Source organism: Sphingomonas japonica (assembly GCF_006346325.1).
In the GTDB taxonomy this organism is placed as follows: Bacteria; Pseudomonadota; Alphaproteobacteria; order Sphingomonadales; family Sphingomonadaceae; genus Sphingomonas; species Sphingomonas japonica.
In genome coordinates this window covers 1,580,545-1,604,555 of sequence record NZ_VDYR01000001.1, presented here as the reverse complement: position 1 = coordinate 1,604,555, position 24,011 = coordinate 1,580,545, and the positions used below count along the sequence as shown (strand labels likewise).

26 protein-coding genes and 1 tRNA gene are annotated in these 24,011 nt (G+C 67.1%); 14 read left to right on the top strand and 13 right to left on the bottom strand.

Annotation, left to right across the window (positions count from 1 at the left end; genetic code table 11):
• Positions 1 to 2 precede the first annotated feature (2 nt).
• From FHY50_RS07955 to FHY50_RS07945, 3 genes are all read right to left on the bottom strand, one after another.
• Entirely contained in the window at positions 3 to 416 is a 414-nt protein-coding gene (locus FHY50_RS07955) for a holin family protein (RefSeq protein ID WP_140047947.1), read from the bottom strand.
• A 47-nt stretch (positions 417 to 463) separates the two neighbouring features.
• Entirely contained in the window at positions 464 to 1,003 is a 540-nt protein-coding gene (locus tag FHY50_RS07950; RefSeq protein ID WP_140047946.1) for a glycoside hydrolase family 108 protein, read from the bottom strand.
• A 151-nt stretch (positions 1,004 to 1,154) separates the two neighbouring features.
• Positions 1,155 to 1,231, bottom strand: a tRNA-Pro gene (locus tag FHY50_RS07945).
• A gap of 152 nt (positions 1,232 to 1,383) precedes the next feature.
• Between FHY50_RS07945 and yajC the strand changes: the two genes are divergently transcribed.
• Genes yajC through FHY50_RS07925 form a run of 4 tightly spaced genes read left to right on the top strand, consistent with a single transcriptional unit; the run spans position 1,384 to position 4,671 of the window.
• The gene (gene yajC, locus FHY50_RS07940) at positions 1,384 to 1,722 is read left to right on the top strand and encodes a preprotein translocase subunit YajC (protein ID WP_140047945.1); all 339 of its coding nucleotides are present in this window, start codon (positions 1,384 to 1,386) and stop codon (positions 1,720 to 1,722) included.
• On the top strand, positions 1,722 to 3,320 hold the full coding sequence (gene secD, locus FHY50_RS07935) for a protein translocase subunit SecD (RefSeq protein WP_140047944.1): 1,599 nt from the start codon (positions 1,722 to 1,724) through the stop codon (positions 3,318 to 3,320). The genes yajC and secD overlap by 1 nt, the downstream gene beginning before the upstream one ends.
• Before the next feature lie 11 nt (positions 3,321 to 3,331).
• Positions 3,332 to 4,297 (top strand): protein translocase subunit SecF, encoded by a 966-nt coding sequence (gene secF / locus FHY50_RS07930; protein ID WP_140047943.1) that lies wholly within the window; start codon positions 3,332 to 3,334, stop codon positions 4,295 to 4,297.
• Positions 4,297 to 4,671 carry an Mth938-like domain-containing protein gene (locus FHY50_RS07925; RefSeq protein WP_140047942.1) on the top strand — a complete coding sequence of 125 codons (375 nt, stop codon included), beginning with the start codon at positions 4,297 to 4,299 and terminating at the stop codon, positions 4,669 to 4,671. Before secF ends, FHY50_RS07925 begins: the two co-directional genes overlap by 1 nt.
• Here FHY50_RS07925 and FHY50_RS07920 read toward each other — a convergent pair.
• Genes FHY50_RS07920 through FHY50_RS07905 form a run of 4 tightly spaced genes read right to left on the bottom strand, consistent with a single transcriptional unit; the run spans position 4,656 to position 7,062 of the window.
• The gene (locus FHY50_RS07920; RefSeq protein ID WP_140047941.1) at positions 4,656 to 5,837 is read right to left on the bottom strand and encodes a glycosyltransferase; all 1,182 of its coding nucleotides are present in this window, start codon (positions 5,835 to 5,837) and stop codon (positions 4,656 to 4,658) included. The two genes, FHY50_RS07925 and FHY50_RS07920, sit on opposite strands and share 16 nt — an antisense overlap.
• Before the next feature lie 43 nt (positions 5,838 to 5,880).
• A complete protein-coding gene (locus FHY50_RS07915) occupies positions 5,881 to 6,309 on the bottom strand; it encodes an OsmC family protein (protein ID WP_140047940.1) in 429 nt (142 codons plus the stop codon).
• Positions 6,300 to 6,686, bottom strand: coding sequence for a glycine zipper 2TM domain-containing protein (locus FHY50_RS07910; RefSeq protein WP_180345099.1), 387 nt, complete (start codon positions 6,684 to 6,686; stop codon positions 6,300 to 6,302). Before FHY50_RS07910 ends, FHY50_RS07915 begins: the two co-directional genes overlap by 10 nt.
• Before the next feature lie 58 nt (positions 6,687 to 6,744).
• The gene (locus tag FHY50_RS07905) at positions 6,745 to 7,062 is read right to left on the bottom strand and encodes a glycine zipper 2TM domain-containing protein (protein WP_140047939.1); all 318 of its coding nucleotides are present in this window, start codon (positions 7,060 to 7,062) and stop codon (positions 6,745 to 6,747) included.
• 896 nt (positions 7,063 to 7,958) lie between these two features.
• On the opposite strand from FHY50_RS07905, the gene FHY50_RS07900 reads away from it, so the two are divergent.
• Entirely contained in the window at positions 7,959 to 8,540 is a 582-nt protein-coding gene (locus FHY50_RS07900) for an SAM-dependent methyltransferase (RefSeq protein ID WP_208402816.1), read from the top strand.
• Here FHY50_RS07900 and thpR read toward each other — a convergent pair.
• On the bottom strand, positions 8,525 to 9,058 hold the full coding sequence (gene thpR, locus FHY50_RS07895; protein WP_140047937.1) for an RNA 2',3'-cyclic phosphodiesterase: 534 nt from the start codon (positions 9,056 to 9,058) through the stop codon (positions 8,525 to 8,527). The two genes, FHY50_RS07900 and thpR, sit on opposite strands and share 16 nt — an antisense overlap.
• A 115-nt stretch (positions 9,059 to 9,173) precedes the next feature.
• Between thpR and FHY50_RS07890 the strand changes: the two genes are divergently transcribed.
• Together FHY50_RS07890 and FHY50_RS07885 are read left to right on the top strand one after the other, a co-directional pair.
• Entirely contained in the window at positions 9,174 to 9,917 is a 744-nt protein-coding gene (locus tag FHY50_RS07890) for a Bax inhibitor-1/YccA family protein (RefSeq protein ID WP_140047936.1), read from the top strand.
• Positions 9,918 to 10,028: 111 nt separating this feature from the next.
• Positions 10,029 to 10,292, top strand: coding sequence for a hypothetical protein (locus tag FHY50_RS07885; RefSeq protein WP_140047935.1), 264 nt, complete (start codon positions 10,029 to 10,031; stop codon positions 10,290 to 10,292).
• A 45-nt stretch (positions 10,293 to 10,337) separates the two neighbouring features.
• On the opposite strand, the gene FHY50_RS07880 is transcribed toward FHY50_RS07885, so the two are convergent.
• The 3 genes from FHY50_RS07880 to map form a co-directional block, all read right to left on the bottom strand.
• Positions 10,338 to 11,645, bottom strand: coding sequence for an amidohydrolase (locus FHY50_RS07880; RefSeq protein ID WP_140047934.1), 1,308 nt, complete (start codon positions 11,643 to 11,645; stop codon positions 10,338 to 10,340).
• Positions 11,642 to 12,283, bottom strand: a complete 642-nt coding sequence (locus FHY50_RS07875; RefSeq protein ID WP_180345098.1) for a DUF4893 domain-containing protein — start codon at positions 12,281 to 12,283, stop codon at positions 11,642 to 11,644. Before FHY50_RS07875 ends, FHY50_RS07880 begins: the two co-directional genes overlap by 4 nt.
• A 77-nt stretch (positions 12,284 to 12,360) precedes the next feature.
• Complete coding sequence (gene map, locus FHY50_RS07870) at positions 12,361 to 13,191, bottom strand: type I methionyl aminopeptidase (protein WP_140047933.1); 831 nt, start codon at positions 13,189 to 13,191, stop codon at positions 12,361 to 12,363.
• Between the two features lie 65 nt (positions 13,192 to 13,256).
• Between map and FHY50_RS07865 the strand changes: the two genes are divergently transcribed.
• On the top strand, positions 13,257 to 14,012 hold the full coding sequence (locus FHY50_RS07865) for a competence/damage-inducible protein A (RefSeq protein ID WP_140047932.1): 756 nt from the start codon (positions 13,257 to 13,259) through the stop codon (positions 14,010 to 14,012).
• Between the two features lie 64 nt (positions 14,013 to 14,076).
• Here the strand turns inward: FHY50_RS07865 and FHY50_RS07860 are convergent, their stop codons facing one another.
• Complete coding sequence (locus FHY50_RS07860) at positions 14,077 to 15,435, bottom strand: M24 family metallopeptidase (RefSeq protein WP_140047931.1); 1,359 nt, start codon at positions 15,433 to 15,435, stop codon at positions 14,077 to 14,079.
• Positions 15,436 to 15,512: 77 nt separating this feature from the next.
• Between FHY50_RS07860 and FHY50_RS07855 the strand changes: the two genes are divergently transcribed.
• Entirely contained in the window at positions 15,513 to 17,741 is a 2,229-nt protein-coding gene (locus tag FHY50_RS07855; RefSeq protein WP_140047930.1) for a penicillin acylase family protein, read from the top strand.
• A gap of 3 nt (positions 17,742 to 17,744) precedes the next feature.
• Here the strand turns inward: FHY50_RS07855 and FHY50_RS07850 are convergent, their stop codons facing one another.
• Positions 17,745 to 18,491, bottom strand: a complete 747-nt coding sequence (locus FHY50_RS07850) for a FadR/GntR family transcriptional regulator (RefSeq protein WP_140047929.1) — start codon at positions 18,489 to 18,491, stop codon at positions 17,745 to 17,747.
• A 116-nt stretch (positions 18,492 to 18,607) separates the two neighbouring features.
• On the opposite strand from FHY50_RS07850, the gene FHY50_RS07845 reads away from it, so the two are divergent.
• The 5 genes from FHY50_RS07845 to FHY50_RS07825 are packed head-to-tail and all read left to right on the top strand — an operon-like array spanning position 18,608 to position 23,981.
• Positions 18,608 to 19,633: a type 1 periplasmic-binding domain-containing protein gene (locus FHY50_RS07845; protein WP_244935312.1), complete on the top strand. Its 1,026-nt coding sequence runs from the start codon at positions 18,608 to 18,610 to the stop codon at positions 19,631 to 19,633.
• Positions 19,630 to 21,141 carry a sugar ABC transporter ATP-binding protein gene (locus FHY50_RS07840; protein ID WP_140047928.1) on the top strand — a complete coding sequence of 504 codons (1,512 nt, stop codon included), beginning with the start codon at positions 19,630 to 19,632 and terminating at the stop codon, positions 21,139 to 21,141. Before FHY50_RS07845 ends, FHY50_RS07840 begins: the two co-directional genes overlap by 4 nt.
• Positions 21,138 to 22,148 (top strand): L-arabinose ABC transporter permease AraH, encoded by a 1,011-nt coding sequence (gene araH, locus FHY50_RS07835; RefSeq protein ID WP_140047927.1) that lies wholly within the window; start codon positions 21,138 to 21,140, stop codon positions 22,146 to 22,148. Before FHY50_RS07840 ends, araH begins: the two co-directional genes overlap by 4 nt.
• Entirely contained in the window at positions 22,141 to 23,286 is a 1,146-nt protein-coding gene (gene dgoD / locus FHY50_RS07830; RefSeq protein WP_140047926.1) for a galactonate dehydratase, read from the top strand. The genes araH and dgoD overlap by 8 nt, the downstream gene beginning before the upstream one ends.
• The gene (locus FHY50_RS07825; protein WP_140047925.1) at positions 23,280 to 23,981 is read left to right on the top strand and encodes an SDR family NAD(P)-dependent oxidoreductase; all 702 of its coding nucleotides are present in this window, start codon (positions 23,280 to 23,282) and stop codon (positions 23,979 to 23,981) included. Before dgoD ends, FHY50_RS07825 begins: the two co-directional genes overlap by 7 nt.
• The last annotated feature ends 30 nt before the right edge of the window (positions 23,982 to 24,011 follow it).

The following is a 24,011-nucleotide window of genomic DNA, read 5'->3' as shown; positions in this document are numbered from 1 at the left end:
CCCTACCGCTCGACGCCCTTCGCCTTCCCCCACGCCCGCGCCGCGGTATAGCCGAGATACCCCGTCCCGAAGAGCGCGTAGAGCTCTTCGGGAATGCCGCGCAGATATGCGGTCATACCGCGCGCGATCGCCGCGCCCATGTCGGGCGACGCCGCGCCGATCAGCCCCATCGGGATCGACCACAGCAGCAGGGCGTACATCACGTACAGGAAACTCGGCCGCGCCCGGCTGGTCCACGGATCGGCCGACTGCGCCTCGGCGACGATCGCCGACAACTGCGTGCGAAGCCCCTCCATTTCCTGGCTGCCCTGCAGCTTGAGCAATTCCAGCTTGGCGGCGTCGCGCGCCTTGGGATCGGGGATGATCTTGTCGATCAGTCCGGCGATCGGTCCGACTATGCCTTCGATGATGCTCATACGGTGTCCTTCGCCGGTAGGAAGTTGCACAAACTGGGACGACGCACCTAACCGATCCGGTTGGCGAGCCAGCCGTAGAGAAACGCCTCGTTGGCCGGCCGCTGTTCGGCAAGGCGAAGATAGCGCTCGCCTTGCAGCGCTTCGATCGCCTTGAGCAGCACCGTCTCGCCGGCATCCCCCCGGGTCGCCAGGAACCCGCCGAGTGCAGCCAGCGTTCGCGGGCCGATCACGCCATCGAGCGTCAGGTCGGGATAATCGCGCGCGCCGCGATTGAGCGCGTTGAGCGCCCTCTGCAGGAAACCGGTCGCGACCGACGGGCCCATGTTGATGCCGGTATCGAACAGTTCTGCGGCGATGTCGGGCGCCTGTTCGGCGACCTGGTAAAAGCGGGGCGCGATCCAATAGCGCTGCCGATAGATCGCCACCGCCGCCTCGCGCGGAAATGCCGGCATCGACCCAACAAAGCCGTGCGCCCTTGCGACCGCCTGCGTGATGCCGAAGCGCGTCGCGCCGCCACGGTCCGCCGGATGATCAACAAACCCGCCTTCGCGATCGATCACCTCGTCGATCAGTTCGTCGATATTCATGCCACTCTCCCCGACTCGCAACGAGCAGATAACCTATAAGGTTAGCTGTAGGAAAGCGTTTGTTTGCGGTATGTTCTAATCCGGCAACGGCGCGCCAATCGCCGACGGGGCCAGCAGCCCTCGCCAAAACATCTCTAAAGAATGGAAAATCTGGTCGGGGCGACAGGATTCGAACCTGCGACCCCCACACCCCCAGTGTGATGCGCTACCAGGCTGCGCTACGCCCCGACCAAGGGCGCGCGTGTACGGCGATCGGGCGGGGGAGGCAAGGGGGCGTGTGCCGCGCCAGCGCTATGGTTGCACCCTTGGCCAGCGCGTGATAGCGCGCCCGGCTTGAACGATGGGGCGCTCCGCCCCGCCATTTCAGGCATCCGGGAACCATGATCAGCACAGCTTTCGCCCAGACCGCAGGGGCCGCGAGCGCCGATAGCGGCCTCGCCTCGATCATCTCGATCGCGCCGCTCGTCCTCATCTTCGTCGCCTTCTACTTCCTGATGATCCGGCCGCAGTCGAAGCGGATGAAGACGCTTCAGAACGCTATCGCCAATGCCAAGAAGGGCGACAGCGTCGTCACCGGCGGCGGGCTGGTCGGCAAGATTTCGCGCGTTGAGGATACGGTGTTCGAGGTCGAGCTGGCCCCCAACGTCAAGGTCAAGGTGCTCAAGGGCACCGTGTCCGAAGTGACGCCGCTCGGCGGCGGCAAGCCAGCGAACGACTGATGCTCGACTTTCCCCGCTGGAAGGTCTGGGCGGTCTGGCTCACGATCGCCGCCTGCTTCCTGCTCGCGATCCCCAGCTTCCTGCCTGCCTCGGTCACGCGCCAGCTGCCGGCGTGGGTTACCGCGCCAAAGATCAACCTCGGCCTCGATCTCGCCGGGGGCAGCTACATCCTGCTCGAAGCCGACACCGCCGACGTCGCCGAAACCCGGCTGGAAGCGATGCGCGAGACGGTCGCGTCGGAAATGCGCCGCGCCACGCCGCGCATCGCCATCGGCGACATCTCGACCCGCGGCGGACGCCTGAGCTTTCTGGTGCGCGACGCCGCGCAGGTCGATGCCGCTCGCGAACGGCTGCTGTCGGTAACCGGCAGCGGCGCCGGTCTGACCGGCCAGCGCGAATGGAATATCGAGGTCGTCGATTCGACGCGCTTCGTGCTGACCCAGACCGAGGCCGGGATCAACCAGGCGATCGAGCAGGCGATGGGCGATGCGACCGAGGTGGTGCGCAATCGCATCGACGAACTCGGCACGCGCGAACCGACGATCATCCGCGAAGGCGGCAACCGCATTGTCGTGCAGGTGCCGGGGCTCGAAGATCCCGAAGCCTTGAAGGCACTGCTCGGCCGCACCGCACGGCTTGAATTCAAGCTGGTCGACGTCAATGCCAATCCGCAGGAAGTCGCTGCCGGCCGCGCGCCGATCGGCAGCCAGATCCTGCCCTATGCCGAGGGCGGCGGGCCGATCGCGGTCAAGCGCGCGACGATCCTGTCGGGCGACCAGCTTACCGACGCGCGTCAGGAATTCGATCCGCAGAACGGCCAGCCGATGGTCGCGATCACCTTCAACTCCGAAGGCGGTCGGCGGTTTGCACGCGTGACGCAGGAAAATGCCGGTCGCCCGTTCGCGATCATCGTCGATGACGAGGTCATCTCGGCCCCCAATATCAACGAACCGATCCTCGGCGGCGCCGCCACCATCCAGGGCGGCTTCACCGTCGAGAGCGCCAACAGCCTCGCGATCGCACTGCGCTCGGGCAAGCTGCCGGTTGCGCTCAAGGTGGTTCAGGAAAGTTCGATCTCCGCCGAACTCGGCGCCGAATCGATCCAATCGGGCGTGCTCGCCGGCGTGGTAGCATCGGTCGCGCTGATGGTCTTCATGATCGTCACCTATCTGCGATTCGGGGTCTACACGACGCTGGCGCTGCTGGTGAACGCGGTGATGATCCTTGGCATCATGGGCTTCTTCAACGCGACACTGACTCTGCCCGGCATTGCCGGCTTCGTGTTGACGATCGGCGCGGCGGTCGATGCGAACGTGCTCATCAACGAACGCATCCGGGAGGAATTGCGCAGACCGCGCGGTGCGATCCAGGCGGTCGAGTTCGGCTACAAGGAAGCGTCGACCGCGATCTTCGACGCTAACATCACCAACGTCATCTCGGCGGCGATCATGTTCGTGTTCGGCTCCGGTCCGATCCGCGGCTTTGCGGTAGTGCTGGCGATCGGCATCGTCACCTCGGTATTCACCGGCGTCACCTTCACGCGCCTGCTGGTCGCCGACTATCTCAAGCGCAGCCGTCCCAAGACGCTGCACATCTGAGGCCCTGATCCATGCGTCCGCTGAAACTGGTTCCCGACCATACCAACATCCCGTTCCTCAAATATCGGGTGGTGGCGATGGTCACGTCGCTGCTGATGCTCGGCGCCAGCATAGTTTTGTGCTTCGTGATGGGGTTCAACCTCGGCATCGATTTCGTCGGCGGGCAGAGCCTGCGCGTGACCTTCGCGCAGCCGGTGTCGCAGGACGAAGTGCGCGAACGCGTCGAGGCGCTGGGCTTCGGCGAAGCGACGATTCAGCAATTCGGCTCGCCGCAGGAAATCGGCATCCGCACGCCGGTGCCTGAGGGCGGCGTCGATGCCGCCAACCAGGCCGCGGTCAAGCTGCGTTCGATGATCGAGACGACTTATCCCGGCGCGACCATCGGCGGCGTCCAGAGCGTCTCGAGCAAGGTCAGCGAGGAACTGTTCCGCACCGGCGCGATCAGCCTCGCGCTGGCGATGGCGGCGATCGCACTGTACGTCTGGTTCCGGTTCGAATGGCAGTTCGGCGTTGGCGCGCTCTTCGCGCTATTCCACGATGTCGTGCTGACGCTGGGGTTCTTCGCGATCACCCAACTCGAATTCGATCTCAACATCGTCGCCGCGATCCTGACGATCATCGGCTATTCCTTGAACGACACCATCGTCGTCTATGACCGCATCCGCGAGAATCTGCGCAAATACCGTAAGATGGACATCGTTTCGATCCTCGACCTGTCGATCAACGAAACGCTGTCGCGCACCGTCGTCACGTCGCTGTCGATCGGCATCACTCTGGCGATCCTGCTGGTACTGGGGCCGGAAGTGATCTTCGGTTTCACCGCGGCGATGCTCCTCGGCATCGTTATCGGCACCTTCTCGTCGGTCTATGTCTCCGCGGCGATCCTGCTTTGGCTGAAGCTGAAGCCCGACAGCTTCGTGCCGAAGGACGTCAACCCGCATGGCGCCGAGCGCGTGGCGGCCAAAGATCTTCCCTGATGCGGATCGATAAGGCGGGGCCGAGCGAAGGCCCGCTGATCGCCGCGATCGTCGGGCGGGGGTTCAAAGTCGATGACGGCGTCTATGAAGGGCTGACGATCACGCCTCTCCGCGCCGATGCGTGGAGTCCGCCGCCGCTTGCCGAGCTCGGTATCGAGGCACTGGCGCCGCTGCTCGCGATCGATCCTGCGCCCGAGTTCATCCTGCTCGGAACCGGCAGCAGTATGCGTCGTCCGCCGCGCGCGCTTATCGAGGCGCTCGACGCGCGCGGCATCGGGCTCGAATTCATGGACAGCCGCGCCGCTGCGCGCGCCTGGGGTGTGCTGCGCGCCGAACTGCGCTGGATCGCCGCCGCACTTTACCCGCTAGACTGAGCGTTCGCGACGATCGAGCTCAGATGCGCGAACAGCGCGTCGCTATTGGCCTGCCAGGTGAAGGGCATCGCCGCCTCCCGGACATCGGCGGCGGCGGGCGGTGCTGACAGCAACGCGCCGATCGCATCCGCAAACGCCCCGGCATCGCGCGCCACGATCCGCCCGGCGGCAGGGCGATCGACCAGTTCGGCAGCGCCGCCGGCCGCGGTGATCACGATCGGCGTTCCGCACGCCAGCGCCTCGACCCAGGCGTTGGCGAGACCTTCCGACGCCGATGCCAGCGCCATCACGTCGGCCGCGGCGAGCAGCGTCGGCAGCGCCTCGTGCGCCACCGATCCCAGCAGCCGCACGCGATCTCCGATGCCGAGCCAAGCGATCTGCGCCGCCAATTTGCCGCGCTCCGGGCCTTCGCCGGCGATGTGAAGCTGCACGCCCGGCAGTTTGGCGACCGCGTCGATGACGATCGCGTGACCCTTGCGCGGGATCAGCGCGCCGATCGACGCCACGAGCGGACCGGAGACGCCGATTGCTTCCTTGAGCGCCGTGCGGTTCCCCGGCGCGAACCGGTCGAGATCGACTCCGGTGCGGTGGACGCGGATACCGGCTGCATCGACGCCGAGCGCAGCGATATCGGCGCGCAATGCCTCCGATACCGCAAGCACTCCGCCGGCTGCCCGCGCGGCGTTCCGGACTTGCGGGGCAGTCGCAGGACGGGTTCCCCAATAATGGATGTCGGCGCCGCGCGCCTTGATCGATACCGGCACACCGAAATGCCGCCCCAGCGCGATCGCGGCGGGCCCGTCGGGAAAGAAGAACTCGGCATCGATGATGTCGAATGCGAACGAACCCCGCAGACGTTCCAGATGCGGGAGCAATGCCCGCACCAGCATCGCCGTGTGAAATCGCCCCGCAGTGGCGGGGATGGCGGCGAAGCGCGGCCGTGTCACGGTCAAGCCGCGCCACTGCTCGGCAAACGGCAGACTGGCGAGAATGCGATGTCGGTGTCCGAGCGAGAGCGGGAAGGGCGGCAATCCGACCGGCGCGACCACGCGCAGCTCGACATCCGGGCGTGCCGCCAGGCCCTTTGTTTGCCGCTCGACGAAGATCCCGAAATTGGGCCGCGTCGCGTCCGGGAACAGCGTCGAGAGCGTGAGGACACGAAGCATGCTTCGCGCCTACACGCTCCCGGTTAACGCCGCATTTTCGACGTTACGTCTCGAGGCTATGCTCGAGCGTGATGTCGGTGTTGAGCAGTTTGGAGATCGGGCAGTTCGCCTTGGCATCGAGCGCGATCTTCTCGAATTCAGCCGCATCGATCCCGGCGACCCGAGCTTTCAGCGTCAATGCGGAGCGCGTCACCTTGAACCCGTCTCCGTCCTTGTCGAGCGTCACCTTTGCGCTCGTGTCGAGCGTGCCGTCCTTGTACCCGGCCGCATCGAGCGCGAAGCTCAGTGCCATCGTGAAGCACGATGCGTGGGCCGCGGCGATCAGCTCCTCGGGATTGGTCCCCGGTTCGTCGCCGAACCGGGTCCCAAATCCATAAGGCTGGTCGGATAACGCGCCCGACCCTGTCGAGACATGACCGACCCCGGCCTTGCCCAGCCCTTCATACCGCGCCGACCCGGTGTTTACCGGCACTGCACATCACCCCTGTCGATCTGCTCGCCCGCGATCGCGCCACCAGCGCCGCCGATCAGCGACCCGAGCGTCTTCGATCCGCCCGGCGCGATGATGTTGCCGAGCACGCCGCCGGCGATCGCACCGACGATCAGGCCGGTCGACCCGTCGTCGCGCTTGCAGTAATAGCGGTTGTCGCGACCGCGGAAGACCTGGTCGTTGCGGCCGAGACGGCGCGTCTGGTAGTTCGGCCCGTCGCGATAATATTGGTCGGCATAATACGGATCGCCACCGCCGCCGAGACCGCCGAACAAGCCGCCGCCGGCACCGCCATATTGCGAACATGCACCCAGCGACAGCATCGCCGTCGCGCCGAGAATCATTGCTGCCTTACGCATCATCTTCCTCCTGTTGAACCTGTGAAAAGGGGCGGATCAGCGACCCGCCCCATTGTCGTCAGCGGCAGCCGCTGCCTTCGCGCTCGATCGTGCGTCCGGCGAGCGCGCCGGCACCGGCACCCAGCAGCGTACCCAAGGTGCGATCGCCGCGGGTGTCGATCGCCCGTCCGGCAAGCGCGCCTGCGACGCCGCCTACCACCAAGCCGGTGGTTCCGTCGGGCTTGCGGCAATAGCGACGGCCGTCGCGCCCTTTCCACTCGCGGTATTTATAGCGCTTGTGCTTCTGCGCAGCTGCTTCCGCCTTGTCGGTCGGTACGGCCATTGCGACCGGCACCGCGAGCGACGCTGCTGCCGCCATCAACATGAGGTTACGCATGATATACTCCATTCACTCGGTTGAATCGTCGGAAGCGTAACGAGCATCCTGCCCGCGGGTTGCATGAACGAACCGACAGGCTCGGGTCGTGCCGCGCAAGCTATTGAGAGCGCATGGGGAAAAGGCGGTGAGCAGACCGAAGATTTAGCTCGCGCCCGCATCGCCGGATATATCCGGCGGCGACGCACGACCAGCGACGGGGTTCGTCCCCGATATTCACGCTATCCACAGGCCGCGGGGTCGATTTCGTGCTTGGCGCGACTCGTCGATGGTGACACCATCCTATCTGTAGACGGCGGACGGATCCGGCGAAAGTTGAGGAAATCCGCGGGATACAGGATTGTTCGGACGGTGGCGCCTATATGGAAACCGCGTCGGGACAGTTCGGGCGAAGGAACTGCCACCGCCGATCGCCGCTGCTCTGCAAGGACAGTGGCGGGATGGTGGAGCAGGGACGGAGCCCAGACCGATCGGCGCTTCGGCGTGTATCGGGTGGCCGATCGGGCGGAATGCGCTTTTCTTCGGAAGACCGGATTCGCGTCGCGGCCACAAGGCAGCGAAGGGCTTGCCCGGAACTGCTGGCCGCCGAGGATGGAATGCGCCGCGCGTCACCGCGCCGAGCCGTCCATCCCGGTGACCGAACATTCGGATCGTCGCCCTCGCCGGTGCGACCCGGGTGCTGCCGCCGACACCAGGGCGCGATGATCCGCAAGGATGTGCGCGACCGGGAGCTGGCGACACGGGGACCGACAGCAATGTCGGTCCCCTTTTTTGATTCCGTAGCTCGGGTCTTTCAACGCCTTGTGAAATCGCTCATCCTCGATCCACGGATCGGGACGGCGCCATATCGGCGGGTATTGTGATCCATTGGCGGCTGGGGATTGCGGATGCGACACATGGCGATACTGGCGTGCGCGCTGTTGCTCGCAAATTGCGCCTGGCCGCTGCCGGCGCTTCCGCCCGGCGCCGATGCGTCCGCGCGGCCCGAACGCAAGCCCGATATCGGCTACCAGCCGACGCCGGAGGGCGTCGTCGTCAAGATGCTCGACCTTGCCAAGGTGACGGCGGCGGACACCGTGCTCGATCTCGGCTCGGGCGACGGCCGCGTGCCGATCGCCGCGGCGCGCCGCTACGGCGCGCGCGGGCGCGGTATCGAACTCGAACCCCGGCTGGTCGCGGTCGCACGCGCCAATGCCGCCGCCGCCGGGGTCGCCGATCGAGTGACCTTCGAAGAGGGCGACATCTTCAACGCCGACCTGTCCGGTGTCAGCGTCGTCACGCTGTTCCTGTGGCCATCGATCAACGACCGGCTCGCGCCCAAGCTGCGCGCGGAATTGGCGCCGGGATCGCGCGTCGTCGGCTATTATCACGATATCGACGGATGGGAGCCCGAGGCGGTGATCGGCGGGTCGCTGCTCGGCAAGATCTATCTGTGGCGCGTGCCCGAGCGCGCGGATGCGGCTCAACCCAGCGGATAGCGCTCGATCGGGACATATCGTGCGCCGTCGCTGCCAAGATGGCTTTCGAACAGCGTGAAATGTTCGAGCGCGAACGGCGCGCTGGTCATCGCAGTGTGCTCGGCGACGAAGCGCTCGCTCGGTCCTGCGCTCGCGCCGAGCCGGGCGAGCGTGATGTGCGGGAGGTAGGCGCGCCGCTCGGGCGGCTGGCCGGCTCGCACGATCGCATGATCGATCTTGCGGTGCAGCGCCGCCAGCGCGTCGTGCGGCGCCACGCCTGCCCAGATCGCGTTGACGCGGCTGCGCTTGGTAAAGGTGCCGACGCCATTAAGCGCGACGACGATTTTCGGAAACCGAACTGCCGCCAGCGCAACCGTTATATCGTCGGCTGTCCGCGCATCGACTTCGCCGACGAAGCGCAGCGTGATGTGAAGCTGCTCGTCGTCCTGCCAGCGCGCGCCGGGCACGTCGCCCATTGCCGCGATCAGGCGGGCGCGGATGTCGGGCGGAGGCCGAAGCGCGACGAACAGGCGATGCATGTCAATGCCGCGTTACCCTTTGTTACAAAGACTGCCCACCGGTTTCGCTTGAAAAACCGGGGGGCAGGGGCGATATTCGGCCTATCCGGCGAAGTGCCGGGCAAAGGAGTTTTCGATGGCTAACTGGTCAGACCCCCGGACGACCGCCGCGCCCTTTGCGACGGGCGCCGATACGCGCTCGGTCGCGTATGACGCGGGGCTCCGGTCCTACATGCTTTCTGTCTACAACTATATGGCGTCGGGCGTGCTGCTGACGGGCATCGTTGCGCTGCTGTTCTCGATGGGCGGCACCTCGTCGCCGGCCGCGGCCGTGTTCATGAGCGGCGGCATCCTCAAATACATCATCATGCTGTCGCCGCTGGCGTTCGTTATGGTGCTGAGCTTTGGCATCAACCGCCTGTCGACCGGCGCGGCGCAGATGATCTTCTGGGCTTTTGCCGGTGTGATGGGCCTGTCGATGTCGACGATCTTCCTGGTCTATACCGGGTCGTCGATCGCGATCACCTTCTTCGCGACCGCCGCAGCGTTCCTGTCGCTGTCGCTCTATGGCTACACCACCAAGCGCAACCTGCAGGCGTTCGGCACCTTCCTGATCATGGGCCTGGTCGGTATCATCGTCGCCAGCCTGCTCAACCTGTGGTTCCAGTCGGGAACGATGAGCCTGGTGATCAGCGCGATTGGCGTGCTGCTGTTCGCGGGGCTAACCGCCTATGACACGCAGCGGATCAAGCTGATGTACAGCCACGTCGCCGGTACCGACATGATGGGCAAGGCCGTGATCATGGGCGCGTTGTCGCTGTATCTCGACTTCGTCAACATGTTTCAGTTCCTGCTGTCGTTCCTCGGCAGCCGCGACTGATCGCGTCTCGCAATCCCGAGATCGAAGGGCCCGGCGTCTGATCGCCGGGCCCTTTTTCGTTTGGGAACGGCGCACGCGATCGCCCGTTGATCGCGGATGAGGAGTTTTGCCATGACCGACACCAACCCAATCGACGACAGGGCGATGGACAGCCTTTCCGTGGCCCCGCCCGATCCCGCAGGCGACGCCGGTACCGATCGCAGGATCGAGAAGCGAGTGGAGCGCGATCCGGACGACGAGGACGCGGTGCTCGACCGCGCGCTCGACGAATCGATGGATGCATCCGATCCGCCGTCGAACACGCGCCCGGGTGGCGACGAGCCGCACCCCTCCTCGGGCTATCACGAGGAAAGCGAACGTCAGCAGGACGCTTGACGCGGATCGTCACCCCGGCACGTCGCAGGGGTGACCTCGCCGCCTCTATCGTTTCAGGACCTCGAGCGCTGCGGCGGTCATCGCCTCGGTAGCTGTGGCAACCACCGTTTCGGCGTCGGGGGCCCACTTCGCACTATGCAGCGACGGCAGCGCTGAGCCGTCTTTCTGTGCAGTCTGCCACTTGGCTTGCGGCACGCCGCCGACCCACAGCATCAGGCTCTCGATCGACGGGTCGGCAAGATGGAAGCGGCCGAAATCCTCGCCGCCCATCACCGCCCCCGGATCGACCACGCGCGCGTCGCCGAAGCGCGCAGCGAACACCGCCCGCATCGTCTCGCTCAGCTGCGGCGTGTTGTACGTCGATGGCGTGAACTCGTCCTTGACGGTCACTACCGGCATGCGGTCTTCGGGAATGCCGGCCGCGATCGCCTCGCCGCGCGCGATCCGGGCGATGCCGTCGAGCAACTGCTTGCGCACCGCGTCGGTATAGCTGCGCACGGTCAGCAGCAGCACAGCCTCGTCGGCGATGATATTGTGCTTCGATCCGGCGCGAAAGCTGCCGACGGTGACGACCGCTGGCGATTGCGGATCGACCTCACGCGAAACCAGCGTCTGCAGCGCCATAACGATCCTGGCGCCCAGCACTACCGGATCCTTGGTGGTCGCCGGATACGCGCCGTGCCCGCCGACGCCGCGCACGACGATATCGACCGAATCGACGTTGGCCAGCGTGTAGCCGGCATGCACCCCGATCGTCCCAGCCGGCAGCCCGGCGCTGTCGTGAAAGGCGAGGGCGTGCGTGGGCTTGGGGAAGCGCGAGTAGAGGCCGTCGTCGAGCATCGCCTTGGCGCCCTTGCCGCGTTCCTCGGCGGGCTGCGCGATCGCCACGATCGTCCCTGACCAGCGGTCTTTCATCGCCGCAAGGTTGGCGAGCGTCCCCACCCAGCTCGCCATATGGGTGTCGTGACCGCAGGCGTGCATCACCCCGCTTTCGATCCCCTCCTCGGTCGTCGCGCGGACTTTGGAAGCGAACGGCAGCCCCGTGTCCTCGGTCACCGGCAGCGCATCCATGTCGGCGCGGATCAGCAGGACGGGCCCCGGGCCGTTCTCCAGCACCGCGACGACGCCGGTGCCGCCGACCTTTTCGGTGATCGAGAATCCCAATGTCCTGGCTTCGCTGGCCATCCGCTTGGCGGTCTCGACTTCGGCGCCGCTAAGCTCGGGGTGTGCATGGAGATGACGGTACAGCTCGATCAGCTCGGGCAACCTCGCAACCGTAGCATCGCGCACCGGGTCGGCGCTGGCCGGAGTGGCGATCAGGAGCGCGGAGGCTAGCAGGGCGGCGTTGATCATGCCGCCGGCACCAGCTCCACCACGTCGAGCTGGGATTCGAACTTGGGCCAGGGCAGCGCCATGCGCCAGCGCCGCTCGCCGACGCGCTCGACGAAGCCCGCCATGTCGCGCTGGTCGTCGCGGCCATATTCGAGCGCGGTCTGTTCGTCGCCGAGCATCAGCGTGCCGAGGAACACCGCGCGCGATCCGCCGTCGCTGAACAGATGCCCGATCGGCCGTTGCGACCCGGTCAGCTTGTAGAAGCTCTTGACGTCGCCCTCGTCATCGACGCGGCAATCGAAATACGGATAGGCGGTGAAATCGCGCATCGCCGTGCCTGCGCCGCCTAGCTTGAACACGCGGCAGCGATAGTCGCCGGCGGGCGGCATCGCGCCGGGCAACGCGTTGTCTGGCTGGAAAAGCGCACCCTCGCGGGCGACTGCACCGCTGTTCGCGGAACGCGCGGCGGGCAGCGCCGTCATCCAGGCATCGCGCCAGCGTCGCAAGCGGTCGCGGTCGGTCTGCGTCGCGACGCTGCGCCAGTCGGGGGCGGGGCTGTCGACGCCGCTGGCGCTTTCGATCGGTAGCGGGCCCGGCTGTTTGGCGCAGCCGACAGCCAGCACTGCCAGCACGGGCAGGATGAAAAATTGATACCCCATGATACGCGACCCTCTTCTTCCCGGTCGCGATGGTAGCGCCAATCAGGCGCAGCGGAAGCCCCCTCGTATCCCGGCGGTCAGGCGGCGTAAGGGGGCCGATCGAACCCGCCGGGACTGAGCGTGAAAATCTCGCAGCCATCCTCGGTGATCCCCACCGAATGCTCGAACTGCGCCGACAGCGACCGGTCGCGCGTCACCGCCGTCCAGCCATCGTCGAGCAGCTTGACGTCGGGCCGCCCGATATTGACCATCGGTTCGATCGTGAAGAACATGCCGGGCTTGAGCTCGGGGCCGGTGCCCGGCTTGCCGACATGCACGACTTCGGGCGCGTCGTGAAACAGCCGCCCCAGGCCATGCCCGCAGAAATCGCGGACCACGCCATAGCGATGCTTCTCGGCATGGCGCTGGATCGCATGCGCGACGTCGCCCATCGTGTTGCCCGGCCGCGCCTGTTCGATGCCGAGCATCAGGCATTCATACGTGACGTCGACCAGCCGCCGCGCCTTGATGCTGACATCGCCGACCAGATACATCCGGCTCGAATCGCCGTGCCAGCCGTCGAGCAACGGGGTCACGTCGATATTGACGATGTCGCCGTCCTTAAGCGTGCGCTCGGACGGGATACCGTGGCACACGACATGGTTGATCGAGATGCAGCTGGCGTGGGTATAGCCGCGATAGCCGAGCGTCGCCGGAACCGCGCCTGCCGACTGCATCACGCCGAATGCGATCGCGTCGAGCTCGCCGGTGGTCACGCCGGGGACGACATGTGGGACCAGCGCGTCGAGCACTTCGGCCGCCAGCCTGCCCGCGCGATGCATACCCTCGAAATCGGCGCGCGGATGCAGCTTGATTGCGCCGGTGCGAGTGGTCGGCGCGTCGGAAGTCACGGTCACATAATCGGTCATGATGGCCGATATAACGTGCGAAGGGCGGCTTTGCGAGGGCCGTGCCTTGGGCTATCGCAGCAGGCATGACCGATCGCATCTGGACCGCCGCGCTTGTCGTCATCGGCGACGAAATCCTGTCCGGGCGCACGCAGGACAAGAATGTCGCGCAGCTCGCGAGCTGGCTCAACGTCCAGGGCATCCGCCTCGCCGAAGTGCGGGTGGTGGCCGACCGGCAGGAGGCGATCGTCGAGGCGGTGGACGCGCTGCGGGCGCGCAACGACTATTGCTTCACCACGGGCGGGATCGGGCCGACGCATGACGACATCACCGTCGATGCGATCGCCGCGGCGCTTGGTGTCGAGGTCGTGGTGCATCCGCAGGCGCGCGCCATCCTCGAACGCCACTACGAGACGCGCGGCGGGCTGACCGAGGCGCGGCTGCGCATGGCGCGGGTGCCTGCAGGCGCCGACCTGATCGAGAATCGCCTGTCGGGTGCGCCGGGCATCCGCATCGGCAATCTGTTCATTCTGGCGGGGGTTCCGCACATCACCGCCGGCATGCTCGACGCGCTGACCGGTACGCTCGAGGGCGGGTTGCCGGTAGTCAGCCGCACGATCGGCTGCTGGGTCGCCGAAAGCGAGGTCGCCGACCTGCTGCGCGATGCCGAACGCGCGCAGGAGGGCGTATCGATCGGCAGCTATCCGTTCTTTCGTGACGGCAAGGTCGGCGCGAACTTCGTGGTGCGCTCGACCGATCCGGACAAGGCCGATGCGTGCGTCGCCGCGGTGACGAAGGCGCTGGAAGGGCAGGGACGCGAGGTGGTCGCCGGCGGCGTGTAGGGTGGCGGGTACCGCCGAGCCAAAGCTCCGCTCGAAACGAACGGAGCGGGGGCTGGAGTAGCGCTTATTCCACCGCCAGCAGGCAATCGCTCCTCAGCCACAGCGGCGCGAGGCATGCCGGCACCGACGACAGCGGCAATACCGATTCGGACACGGCGATCCCCAGCGTATCGCGCATGAAGCTGCGGCGCGCCTGCATCCGGCCCCACATCTGCGGATGCCGCTCGGCAAGCTCGCTGCGCAATGCGGCGTCGGCGAACACCACGCTGTCTTCGCAATTGAGCGCCCAGCCGTCGCGCATCGGCGTCGGGATGATGTCGACCTGCATATGCATTCCCGATCGGATACGATCGGAGGAACCGGGCCGGATTGGCGTGTGCGACCATTCCTCATGTCCGGTCAGATGGCCGGGATTGAGCAGCGAGCGCAGCCCGGCGTCGGCGAGATGGCCGGTGACGCGATCGTGGATCTCGCCGCCCGGAACATCGATATCGGCGGCCGCATACCATTGAGCGATCGCGGCGAAATAGCCGCTGGCGACGGTGACGAATTCGGCATCCTCGTCGGTCACCAGTCCGGCGCGCGCGGTCAGCCCGCCGCATAGTCCCACCGCGGTGGAAATGCCGTCGCCCCTGGCGATGCGGCGCTGTCCCGGACTTTTCAGGCCGTTGACGCTGCCTTCGCGCGGGCCGCCGCTGGTCAGCATGGTGTGGACGTTGAACGGCATGCCGCGATAGCCGAACCGTGCGGCGGCATCGCTCTCGCGCTCGCCCGGCTGCGTGCCCGTCACGATCGCCCAGACCATTTCAGAGCCGCGCGCGGCGGCGGCTTCGAACACTGCGATCTGGTCGGCGTCGATGATCGAGCGCTGCCCGGTCTCGGGATGGAGCAGGATGTCGCTGCGGTCGATGACGCTGCCTGCCACCCGATCGAGCGCGGCGACATAGGCGGCGGGGACGAACGACGGCGCCGGGCCTTCCTCCCATTCATCGGCGCCGAGATATTTCCAGCCGACCAGCGCGACACTGTCGCTTCCCGAAATGCCGCAGTCGCGCAGCACGTCGGTCAGGCGCGGCGCCTGGCTGCGATCCTGGCCGAGCAGGCTCATCGTCTGCGCCAGCCACACCTCGAGTTCCGGCAGCGGCGAGACGTCTGCGTAGGGCACGCATTCGTTGCCGGTGATCAGAATGGTGCGATCGTCCTTGCCGAGCAGCAGCAACGCCTCTTCGAACCGCGGTTCGAATCCCGACAGGAACAGGATGTTCGCGAAATGCTCGCGATCGGCATAGACTATCAGCCAATCGGCTTGCGCCGCGGCGAACGCACGGCGACAACGCTCGCGATAGATGCTCGCGTTCAGTGCGGGCGGCGGATCGATCACCCCGAAGTCGGGAATGGCGATCGGGCGATGAACGACGCGCATGGCTTTCTCCAATCCTGGCGTTGCGCGATCGAATATATATGACTTAAACGGGTGGCAAGCTGGAAGGGGAGCGTGCGATGGGGTTTCGAAGCAATGCCGGTGCCGTGATCGTGCTGCTGGGCGCGGTCGCGCCGCCGCTCGCCGCCGCTCCGCAAACCCCCGACCATGCCGCGCGCGTGACGATCGCACGCGACGCACGCGGCATCGCACATGTCCACGGGCAGAGCGACGCCGATGCGGTGTTCGGGATGATCTATGCCCAGGCGGAGGACGATTTTCCCCGGATCGAACGCAACTATCTGGTCGCGCTGGGGCGGCTGGCCGAGGCCGAGGGCGAGACCGCTTTGTGGCAGGACGTGCGCCAGCGGCTGTATATCGACGAAGCCGATCTGCGCCGCGACTATGCCGCATCGCCGCCGTGGCTGCGCACGCTGATGGACGCATGGGCAGGCGGCCTGAACCACTATCTGGCGACGCACCGCGACGTGCGCCCCCGCGTGCTGACACGGTTCGAGCCGTGGATGGCGCTGGCCTTCTCCGAAGGCAGCATCGGCGGCGATATCGAACGCGGCATCGACCTCAGGGCGCTAGCGGAGTTGTACGGTGATGGCCGCGTGCAGGTCGCGTCGGCCGATCGCTGGCGGATGCGCGAGCCGCAGGGGTCGAACGGCATCGCCATCGCTGCGCCGCGCACCCGCGACGGCAAGGCGCTGCTGCTGATCAACCCGCACACGTCCTTCTATTTCCGCTCCGAAGCGCAGGTGACGAGCGACGCCGGCCTCGACGTCTATGGCGCATCGACCTGGGGGCAGTTCTTCGTCTATCAGGGGTTCAATCCGCGGCTCGGCTGGATGCACACGTCGAGCGGCGTCGACAATATCGACGAGTTCACAGAGACGGTGGCACACCGCGGCGGTCGGCTCGAATATCGCTATGGCAGCGAATGGCGCGGCGTCGAGGAGCGCCCGATCGTGGTGCGCGTGCGGCAATCCGACGGTTCGCTGGCTCAGCGCAGCTTCACGACGCTGGCGACGCATCACGGGCCGATCATCCGGCGCGAGGGCGGCAAGCTGATCGCGGTGGCGATGCTCGATTCGCCGCGTGCCGCGCTCGAGCAATCGTTCCTGCGTACCAAGGCGGCGACGATCGATGCGTTCGTCGACATATCGGATCGCAAGGCCAACTCCTCGAACAACACCATTGTCGCCGCCGCCGATGGATCGATTGGCTATCTGCATCCGCAGTTCGTGCCGGTGCGCGACGACCGCTTCGACTATCGCAAGCCGGTCGACGGCAGCGATCCGGCGACCGACTGGAAGGGACTGCATCCGCTGAACACGCTGCCAAGCGTCGTGCGGCCGGCATCGGGCTGGGTCGCCAATTCGAACAACTGGCCGTGGTCGGTAGCTGGCCGCTCCAGCCCAAATGCCAGCGCCTATCCGCGCTACATGGATCAGGAGGGGGAAAATCCGCGCGGTATCCACGCGACGCGGATGCTCGCCGCCGACGACGCGCTGACGCCCGGCGGGTTGCAGCGCCTCGCCTATGATCCGGCGCTGCCGCTGTTCGAAACGCAGGTGCCATGGCTCAAGCGCGGGTTCGATGCGCTGCCCGCCGCCGATCCGCGCCGCGCGCGGCTGGCCGGCCCGGTCGCGATGCTCGATAGCTGGGACAAGCGCTGGTCGACGACTTCGGAGGCGACCACGCTGGCGGTGATGTGGGGCGAGGCATTGTGGGAGCAGGAAGGGCCGAAGGCGGCGGCGGCATCGATGCCGCTGTTCCAATATTGGGACGAGCGCACCACCGATGCGGCGCGGCTCGACGCGCTCGATACCGCGCTCGCGCGGATACAGCGCGACTGGGGCGGGTGGCGCGTCGCCTGGGGACGGGTCAATCGCTTCCAGCGGTTGGACGGGGCGATCGCACCGCGGTTCGACGACGGCCGGCCCAGCTTTCCGGTCGGCTTCACCTCGGGCAATTTCGGCTCGCTCGCCGCGTTCGGGGTAGAGTGGCCGCAGGGGCAGCGCTGCGCCTATGGCACCAGCGGCAACAGCTTCGTCGCCGTGGTCGAGTTCGGCGCCAAGACCCGCGCCTGGGCGGTGTCGGCAGGCGGCGAGAGCGGCGACCCGGCCTCGCCGCATTTCGATGACCAGGCCGCGCTGTACGCTGCCGGACAGATGCGCCCGGTGCTGCTCGATGCCGCCGAAGTCGCGAAGCTGCCGAGCTATCGTCCGGGCGAGAAGCGCCCCGCATCGATACCCGTCGCACACGTTCCCGAGCCGACGACGCGCTGCGGCGAGCCTTGAGCTTTAGGGCCGCGGCGGGTGGCGACCGGCAGCGAGCAACAGTTCGAGCGCGCCCTGGATCAGGTCGCGCATCGTCGTCGCCGCGCCGTCGGCATTGCCGCCGATAATCGCGTCGGCGACTTTCTTGTGATCGCGCGCGCTCGCCCGCGACACGCCCTTATATTCGTTGGTTCGCCGGATCGAGTAGCGCAGCGTCGTTTCGATCAGGTCGGTGAACTGCCGCATGAAGCGGTTGTTGCTGGCATTGAGCACGGCGATATGGAACGCGATGTCGGCGTCGAGCGCATCGGTATCGGCATGTTCGGCCTCGACCATGCGATCGATCGCCTCGAGGATCGCGCGGCGCTGCGGCCCGTCGGCGCTGTGTGCGGCGAGGGTGGCGGCGCGCGGCTCGATCGACATACGGATCTCGGTAAAGTCGATCAGCAGGTCGATAGAGAAATCGCGTTGCAGCATCCAGCTGAGTACGTCGGGATCGAACAGGTTCCAGCTGTCCTCGGGCTGCACCACCGTCCCGGCACGCTTGCGGGCGAGCAGCAGGCCCTTGGCGGTCAGCATCTTGACGGCTTCGCGCACCACCGGACGGCTGGCCTGATAGCGCAGGCACAGCTCGGCCTCGGTCGGAAAAGCGACGCCGGGCCGAAATGTCTCGGTCACGATCGAGCGGCCGAGATCCTCGACGATCCGCCCGGTCAGGTTGCGGCCGTCGTCGGGGGGCGTCGGGCGCGTCGCCTTGGTTGCAACATCCATCGCGTCTGTCCTACCCGGCCGGGCGCTGCGACGGTAGCCCGTACGATCACCCGCCTCCAGCATCTTCTATCCGATAATAAATATGATATAAATTGACGAATGTCGATCGATCCCGCATGATGGCGATCAAGAAAGGGGAGGATTCTCGAATGGGCGTGACGCGGCGGGGCGTGCTGATCGGCACGTCGCTCTCCAGCATTGCCATGCTCGGCGGCTGCGCGGGCGCCGCCGACGGCATCCGCATCGGCTTCGTCGTGAAAATGCCCGAAGTGCAGTGGTTCCAGGACGAATGGGCGTTCGCCGGACGCGCGGCGCACGCGCTCGGTTTCGATTTGCTGCGGATCGGTGGCGAGGATGGCGACCGCGTGCTGGCGGCGTTGGGCACGCTCTACGCCCGTTATGCGCAAGGCCTGGTGATCTGCGCGCCCGATCCGCGGCTTGGGCCGGCGATTGCCGGCTTCGGGGCGCGCACCGGGATGAAGATCCTGTCGGTCGACGATCGCCTGACCGGTCCCAGAGGGGCACCGATCGCGAGTATTCCGCATGTCGGCATCTCCGCCGTCGCGATCGGTGCGACCGCAGGGGAGGCGGCGCTGGCCGAGGCGAAGCGGCGCGGCTGGAGTCTCGACACGCTTGGCGTTCTGCGGATCGCGCACGACAGTCTCGAGACCGGGCGCGACCGCACGATGGGTGCGGTGCGCGCGCTGGTCGCGGGCGGCGTGCCGCAAGCGCGCATCTTCGACGCGCCGCAGCGCACGACGGATACCGAGGGCGCGTTCACTGCGGCGGCGCCGGTGCTGACTCGCTCGGGCGGCGTTACCAACTGGATCATCCTGGGGTTGAACGACGAGACCGTAGTCGGCGGAGTGCGCGCAGCCGAGGGATTGCGGCTGGGCGCCCGCCAGGTGATCGGGGTCGGCATCGGCGGGTCGCAGGCGGCGATCGCCGAGCTCGAACGCCCGCACCCGACCGGTTTTCTCGCGTCAGTGCTGCTGAGCGCGCGGCGCCACGGATATGATACCAGCGCCGCGATGTATCGCTGGATCACGCAAGGCCTGCGCCCTCCGGCGGAAACGCTGACCCCCGGCATCCTGATCGATCGCGGCAATTTCCGCGCCGTGCTCGCGCGGGAAGCGGCATGACCGCGCTGATCGAATATCGCGGCGTCACCAAGCGCTTTCCCGGCGTGCTGGCGCTCGACCGCATCGATTTTGCCGTCGGCGCAGGCGAGGTCCGCGCGCTGATCGGCGAGAATGGTGCGGGCAAATCGACGCTGCTCAAGATTCTCGCCGGCGAATATCGCCCCGATTCGGGCGGCATCGCCATCGATGGTCGCCCCGCCGAGTTCGCCTCGCCGCGCGACAGCCAGGCGGCGGGCGTCGCGATCATTCACCAGGAACTGCAGCTCGCCCCCGACCTGAGCGTCGCGGAGAACCTGATGCTCGGCGCGTTGCCGGTACGCGGGGGACTGCTCGACCGCCGGGCGCTCCACGATCGCGCACGCGCCGTGCTCGATCGGCTCGGCGAGGCGATCGATCCAGCGACGCGCGTGCGCGACCTGTCGATCGGCCAGCGCCAGATGATCGAGATCGGCCGCGCCTTGCTGCGCAACGCGCGCATCCTCGCCTTCGACGAGCCGACCAGTTCGCTGAGCACGCGCGAGACCGAGCGGCTGATGGCGATCATCCGCGAACTGCGCGATCAGGGCTGCGCGATCCTTTACGTCAGCCACCGCATGGAGGAAGTGTTCGCACTCGCCGACACCGCGACGGTGCTGCGCGACGGGCGGCATGTGCTTGATGCTGCGAATGTCGGTCCGGCCGATGAGGCGCGGCTCATCACCGCGATGGCCGGGCGCGAGGTTGCCGATATCTATCGTTATCGCCCGCGCACGACCGGCAGAGCCGCACTTCGGGTCGATGGCCTGACGGGGAAGGGCCTATCGGCACCGGCTACGCTGTCGGTGCATCGCGGCGAGGTCGTCGGGCTGTTCGGACTGGTGGGGGCGGGGCGGACCGAGCTGTTCCGCCTTCTCTTCGGCGCCGAGCATCCCACCGCCGGGACCGTGTCGGCACACGGGAACGCCATCGCCCCGGGCGATCCGCGCGCCGCGATCGCCGCCGGGCTGGCACTCGCGCCCGAGGACCGCAAGGACCAGGCGATCGTCCCACGCGCGTCGGTGTGCGAAAATATCGCGCTCGCGTGGCGCAACCTTGGCAGCGGTTCGGCATGGACAAGCCCCCGCGCGGAACGCGAAGCTGCGGCGGCGCAGATCGCCGAGCTTGGGATCCGAACCGCCAGCGCCGAAACCGCAATCGCCAGCCTGTCGGGAGGCAACCAGCAAAAGGCGATCCTGGCGCGCTGGCTGTTCGCCGGGTCCGATATCCTGCTGCTCGACGAACCGACGCGCGGAATCGACGTCGGCGCGCGCAGTGAACTGTACGACCAGCTGTTCGGCTTTGCCGAGCGCGGCGGCACCGTCGTCTTCGCGTCGAGCGACCTCGCCGAAGTGCTGGGTCTCGCCGACCGCGTCATCGTCATGCGCGACGGTGCGATCTCCGGCGTCGTCGCGCGCGCCGACTTGTCGCCAGACCGTGTGCTGCGGCTGGCGCTTCCCGAACCCGTACGATCGATCGAGAACGCTTTATGACCTCGTCCGCTCTCCTGCGCCGGCTCGCGCCGCTTGCCGCGTTGCTCGTCCTGGTCTTCGCACTGTCGCTGTTCGTTCCCGATTTTCTCGGACCCCGGAACCTGCGCGGCCTGCTGCTGTCGGTTACGCTGGTCGGGACGATCGCGGCGACGATGATGCTGGTACTGGCGATGCGTGAAGTCGATCTGTCGGTCGGATCGACGGTGGCCTTGTCGGGCGTGCTGGCGGCAGTGGTGATCGCGAATAGCGGCAGCGTGCTGCTTGGCGTGGTCGCGGGACTGCTCGGGGGCGCGGCGGTCGGCTTCGTCAACGGCGTCGTCGTCGCCCGGCTGCAGGTCAATTCGCTGATCGTGACGCTGGCGATGATGGAGATCGTGCGCGGGCTGGCCTTCCTCGCGTCGGGCGGGGAATCGGTCGCGATCCCGGCAGAGCGCTTCTACGAACTGGGATCGGGCGCGTTTCTCGGGCTCAACTATCCGATCTGGGTGATGCTGTGCAGCTTCGCGCTGTTCGGCTTCGTCCTCAACCGTACGGTGTTCGGGCGCAACATCCTCGCCATCGGCGGCAATCCCGAAGCGGCGCGGCTGGCAGGCGTGCCGGTAACGCGGGTGCGCATCCTGGTGTTCGTCGCGCAGGGCCTGGTCGCCGGGCTTGCCGGGATCATCCTCGCCGCGCGCATCACCAGCGGCCAGCCCAACACCAGCATCGGGCTCGAACTCGCGGTGATCTCGGCCTGCGTGCTCGGCGGCGTGTCGCTGGCAGGCGGGGTCGGGACCATCGCAGGGGTGGTGATCGGCGTGCTGATCATGGGCGCGGCGCAGAACGCGCTCAACCTGCTCAACGTCCCCACCTTCTACCAATATGTCGTGCGCGGCGGCATCCTGCTGGTCGCGGTCATCATCGATCGGATGCGCCAGACCGGAACGCTGGGAAGCCTGGGCTTTCTCGTCCGCCCGCGCGCGCCGACATCCCAACCCGCCCCCAAGCGCGAGGAACCGCATGGATAAGATCGCCCGCCTCGAAACCTTCATCGTGGCGCCTCGCTGGCTGTTCGTCCGGATCGAGACCGACGATGGCGCGGTCGGCTGGGGCGAGGCAAGCCTCGAGGGTCATGCCGAAGCCGTCGCCGGCGCGATGGAGGCGGCGCGCGATCGCATCACCGGGCTGCCCGCCGGACGCATCGAGGATATCTGGCAGCTGCTCTACCGCATGGGATTCTATCGTGGCGGGCCGGTACTGATGTCGGCGCTGTCGGGGATCGACCAGGCGCTGTGGGACCTCAAGGGCCGGCGGCTCGGCGTGCCGGTCGCCGACCTGCTCGGCGGGCGCGTGCGCGACCGGCTGCGCGTCTATGCCTGGATCGGCGGCGACCGGCCGGGCGACGTCGCCGAAGCTGCCGCAGCTCGGCGCGAACAGGGCTTCGATGCGGTCAAGATGAACGGTACCGAGGACATGGACTGGCTCGACAGCCCGGCCGCGGTCGACGCCGCGGTCGAGCGGCTCGAAACGGTTCGCGCGACCGGCATCGACGTGGGCATCGATTTCCACGGCCGCGTGCATCGTCCGATGGCGCGCCAGCTGGTCCACGCACTCGCCCCGCACCGCCCGCTGTTCGTCGAGGAAGTGCTGCTGAGCGAGCAGCCCGAGGCGATCGCGCAGATCACGCAAGGCACCGGCGTGCCGATCGCGCTCGGGGAGCGGCTCTACAGCCGCTGGGATTTCCGGCGCTTCTTCGAACTGGGGGCGATCGACATCGCCCAGCCGGACTTGAGCCATGCCGGCGGCATTTCCGAATGCCGCCGCATCGCCGCGATGGCCGAGACCTACGATGTCGCGTTCGCCCCGCATTGCCCGCTCGGCCCGCTGGCGCTGGCGGCGTGTCTTCAGGTCAGCGCCGTGTCGCCCAATTTCGTCATTCAGGAGATATCGCTCGGCATCCATTACAACCAGGCCGATGCCGACCTGCTCACCTATGTCTCCAACCCCGAAGTATTGGCGGTGACGCAGGGGTCGGTCGCCGCGCTCGACGGGCCGGGGCTGGGCATCGACATCGACGAGGCGCGCGTGCGCGAGGCGGCGGCAAGCCCACATCGCTGGCGCAATCCGGTGTGGCGCGGGCGCGACGGGAGCCTGCGCGAATGGTGAGCGAGTGCGTCGCGCTGATCACCGGCGCCGCAGGCGGGATCGGCGGAGCCGTCGCGCGCCGGTTCGCCGCGGGCGGCGTGCAGCTGGCGCTGATCGACCGTGATTTTCCCGAGCCGGTATCCGATGCGCTGATACTTCCGGCCGACCTGAGTGATGCCGCGCAGGTGGCCGACGCGTTCGATGCTGCGCTCGATCGGCTGGGACGGATCGACATGCTCGTCAACGTCGCCGGGATGATGATCTTCAAACCGCTTGCCGAGCATCGCGCCGACGACTGGCAGCGGCTGCTGGCGGTCAACCTCGTCGCCCCTGCGCTGCTGTCGGGCCGCGCGCTGGCGGCGATGCGACCGGGCGGCGCGATCGTCAACATCGCCTCGGTACATGCGCGGCGCACTTCGCCCGACGTCGCATCCTATGCCGCGTCGAAGGCGGCGCTGGTCAGCCTCACGCGCTCGACCGCGATCGAGGGCAAGCCGCTCGGCATCCGCTGCAACGCGATCCTGCCCGGCGCGATCGACACGGCGATGCTGCACGCCAGCCCCAATATCGCAGCCGGCAAGGAAGTGATCGACCCAGCCGATATTGGTCGGCCCGAGGATGTCGCCGAACTGGCGTGGTTCCTGGCGTCGGACGCGGCGCGCTTCATCACCGGCGAGGACGTCGTCACAGATGGCGGGCGGATGGGCTGGCTTTAGGACCTTGCGGAGAGCTAAGAGCACTGGACC

Coding starts and splice junctions, on each gene's coding strand:
- FHY50_RS07955 (WP_140047947.1), bottom strand. CDS start 416: ATGAGCATCATCGAAGGCATAGTCGGACCGATCGCCGGACTGATCGAC.
- FHY50_RS07950 (WP_140047946.1), bottom strand. CDS start 1,003: ATGAATATCGACGAACTGATCGACGAGGTGATCGATCGCGAAGGCGGG.
- yajC (WP_140047945.1), top strand. CDS start 1,384: ATGATCAGCACAGCTTTCGCCCAGACCGCAGGGGCCGCGAGCGCCGAT.
- secD (WP_140047944.1), top strand. CDS start 1,722: ATGCTCGACTTTCCCCGCTGGAAGGTCTGGGCGGTCTGGCTCACGATC.
- secF (WP_140047943.1), top strand. CDS start 3,332: ATGCGTCCGCTGAAACTGGTTCCCGACCATACCAACATCCCGTTCCTC.
- FHY50_RS07925 (WP_140047942.1), top strand. CDS start 4,297: ATGCGGATCGATAAGGCGGGGCCGAGCGAAGGCCCGCTGATCGCCGCG.
- FHY50_RS07920 (WP_140047941.1), bottom strand. CDS start 5,837: ATGCTTCGTGTCCTCACGCTCTCGACGCTGTTCCCGGACGCGACGCGG.
- FHY50_RS07910 (WP_180345099.1), bottom strand. CDS start 6,686: ATGCGTAAGGCAGCAATGATTCTCGGCGCGACGGCGATGCTGTCGCTG.
- FHY50_RS07905 (WP_140047939.1), bottom strand. CDS start 7,062: ATGCGTAACCTCATGTTGATGGCGGCAGCAGCGTCGCTCGCGGTGCCG.
- FHY50_RS07900 (WP_208402816.1), top strand. CDS start 7,959: ATGGCGATACTGGCGTGCGCGCTGTTGCTCGCAAATTGCGCCTGGCCG.
- thpR (WP_140047937.1), bottom strand. CDS start 9,058: ATGCATCGCCTGTTCGTCGCGCTTCGGCCTCCGCCCGACATCCGCGCC.
- FHY50_RS07890 (WP_140047936.1), top strand. CDS start 9,174: ATGGCTAACTGGTCAGACCCCCGGACGACCGCCGCGCCCTTTGCGACG.
- FHY50_RS07885 (WP_140047935.1), top strand. CDS start 10,029: ATGACCGACACCAACCCAATCGACGACAGGGCGATGGACAGCCTTTCC.
- FHY50_RS07880 (WP_140047934.1), bottom strand. CDS start 11,645: ATGATCAACGCCGCCCTGCTAGCCTCCGCGCTCCTGATCGCCACTCCG.
- FHY50_RS07875 (WP_180345098.1), bottom strand. CDS start 12,283: ATGGGGTATCAATTTTTCATCCTGCCCGTGCTGGCAGTGCTGGCTGTC.
- map (WP_140047933.1), bottom strand. CDS start 13,191: ATGACCGATTATGTGACCGTGACTTCCGACGCGCCGACCACTCGCACC.
- FHY50_RS07865 (WP_140047932.1), top strand. CDS start 13,257: ATGACCGATCGCATCTGGACCGCCGCGCTTGTCGTCATCGGCGACGAA.
- FHY50_RS07860 (WP_140047931.1), bottom strand. CDS start 15,435: ATGCGCGTCGTTCATCGCCCGATCGCCATTCCCGACTTCGGGGTGATC.
- FHY50_RS07855 (WP_140047930.1), top strand. CDS start 15,513: ATGGGGTTTCGAAGCAATGCCGGTGCCGTGATCGTGCTGCTGGGCGCG.
- FHY50_RS07850 (WP_140047929.1), bottom strand. CDS start 18,491: ATGGATGTTGCAACCAAGGCGACGCGCCCGACGCCCCCCGACGACGGC.
- FHY50_RS07845 (WP_244935312.1), top strand. CDS start 18,608: ATGATGGCGATCAAGAAAGGGGAGGATTCTCGAATGGGCGTGACGCGG.
- FHY50_RS07840 (WP_140047928.1), top strand. CDS start 19,630: ATGACCGCGCTGATCGAATATCGCGGCGTCACCAAGCGCTTTCCCGGC.
- araH (WP_140047927.1), top strand. CDS start 21,138: ATGACCTCGTCCGCTCTCCTGCGCCGGCTCGCGCCGCTTGCCGCGTTG.
- dgoD (WP_140047926.1), top strand. CDS start 22,141: ATGGATAAGATCGCCCGCCTCGAAACCTTCATCGTGGCGCCTCGCTGG.
- FHY50_RS07825 (WP_140047925.1), top strand. CDS start 23,280: ATGGTGAGCGAGTGCGTCGCGCTGATCACCGGCGCCGCAGGCGGGATC.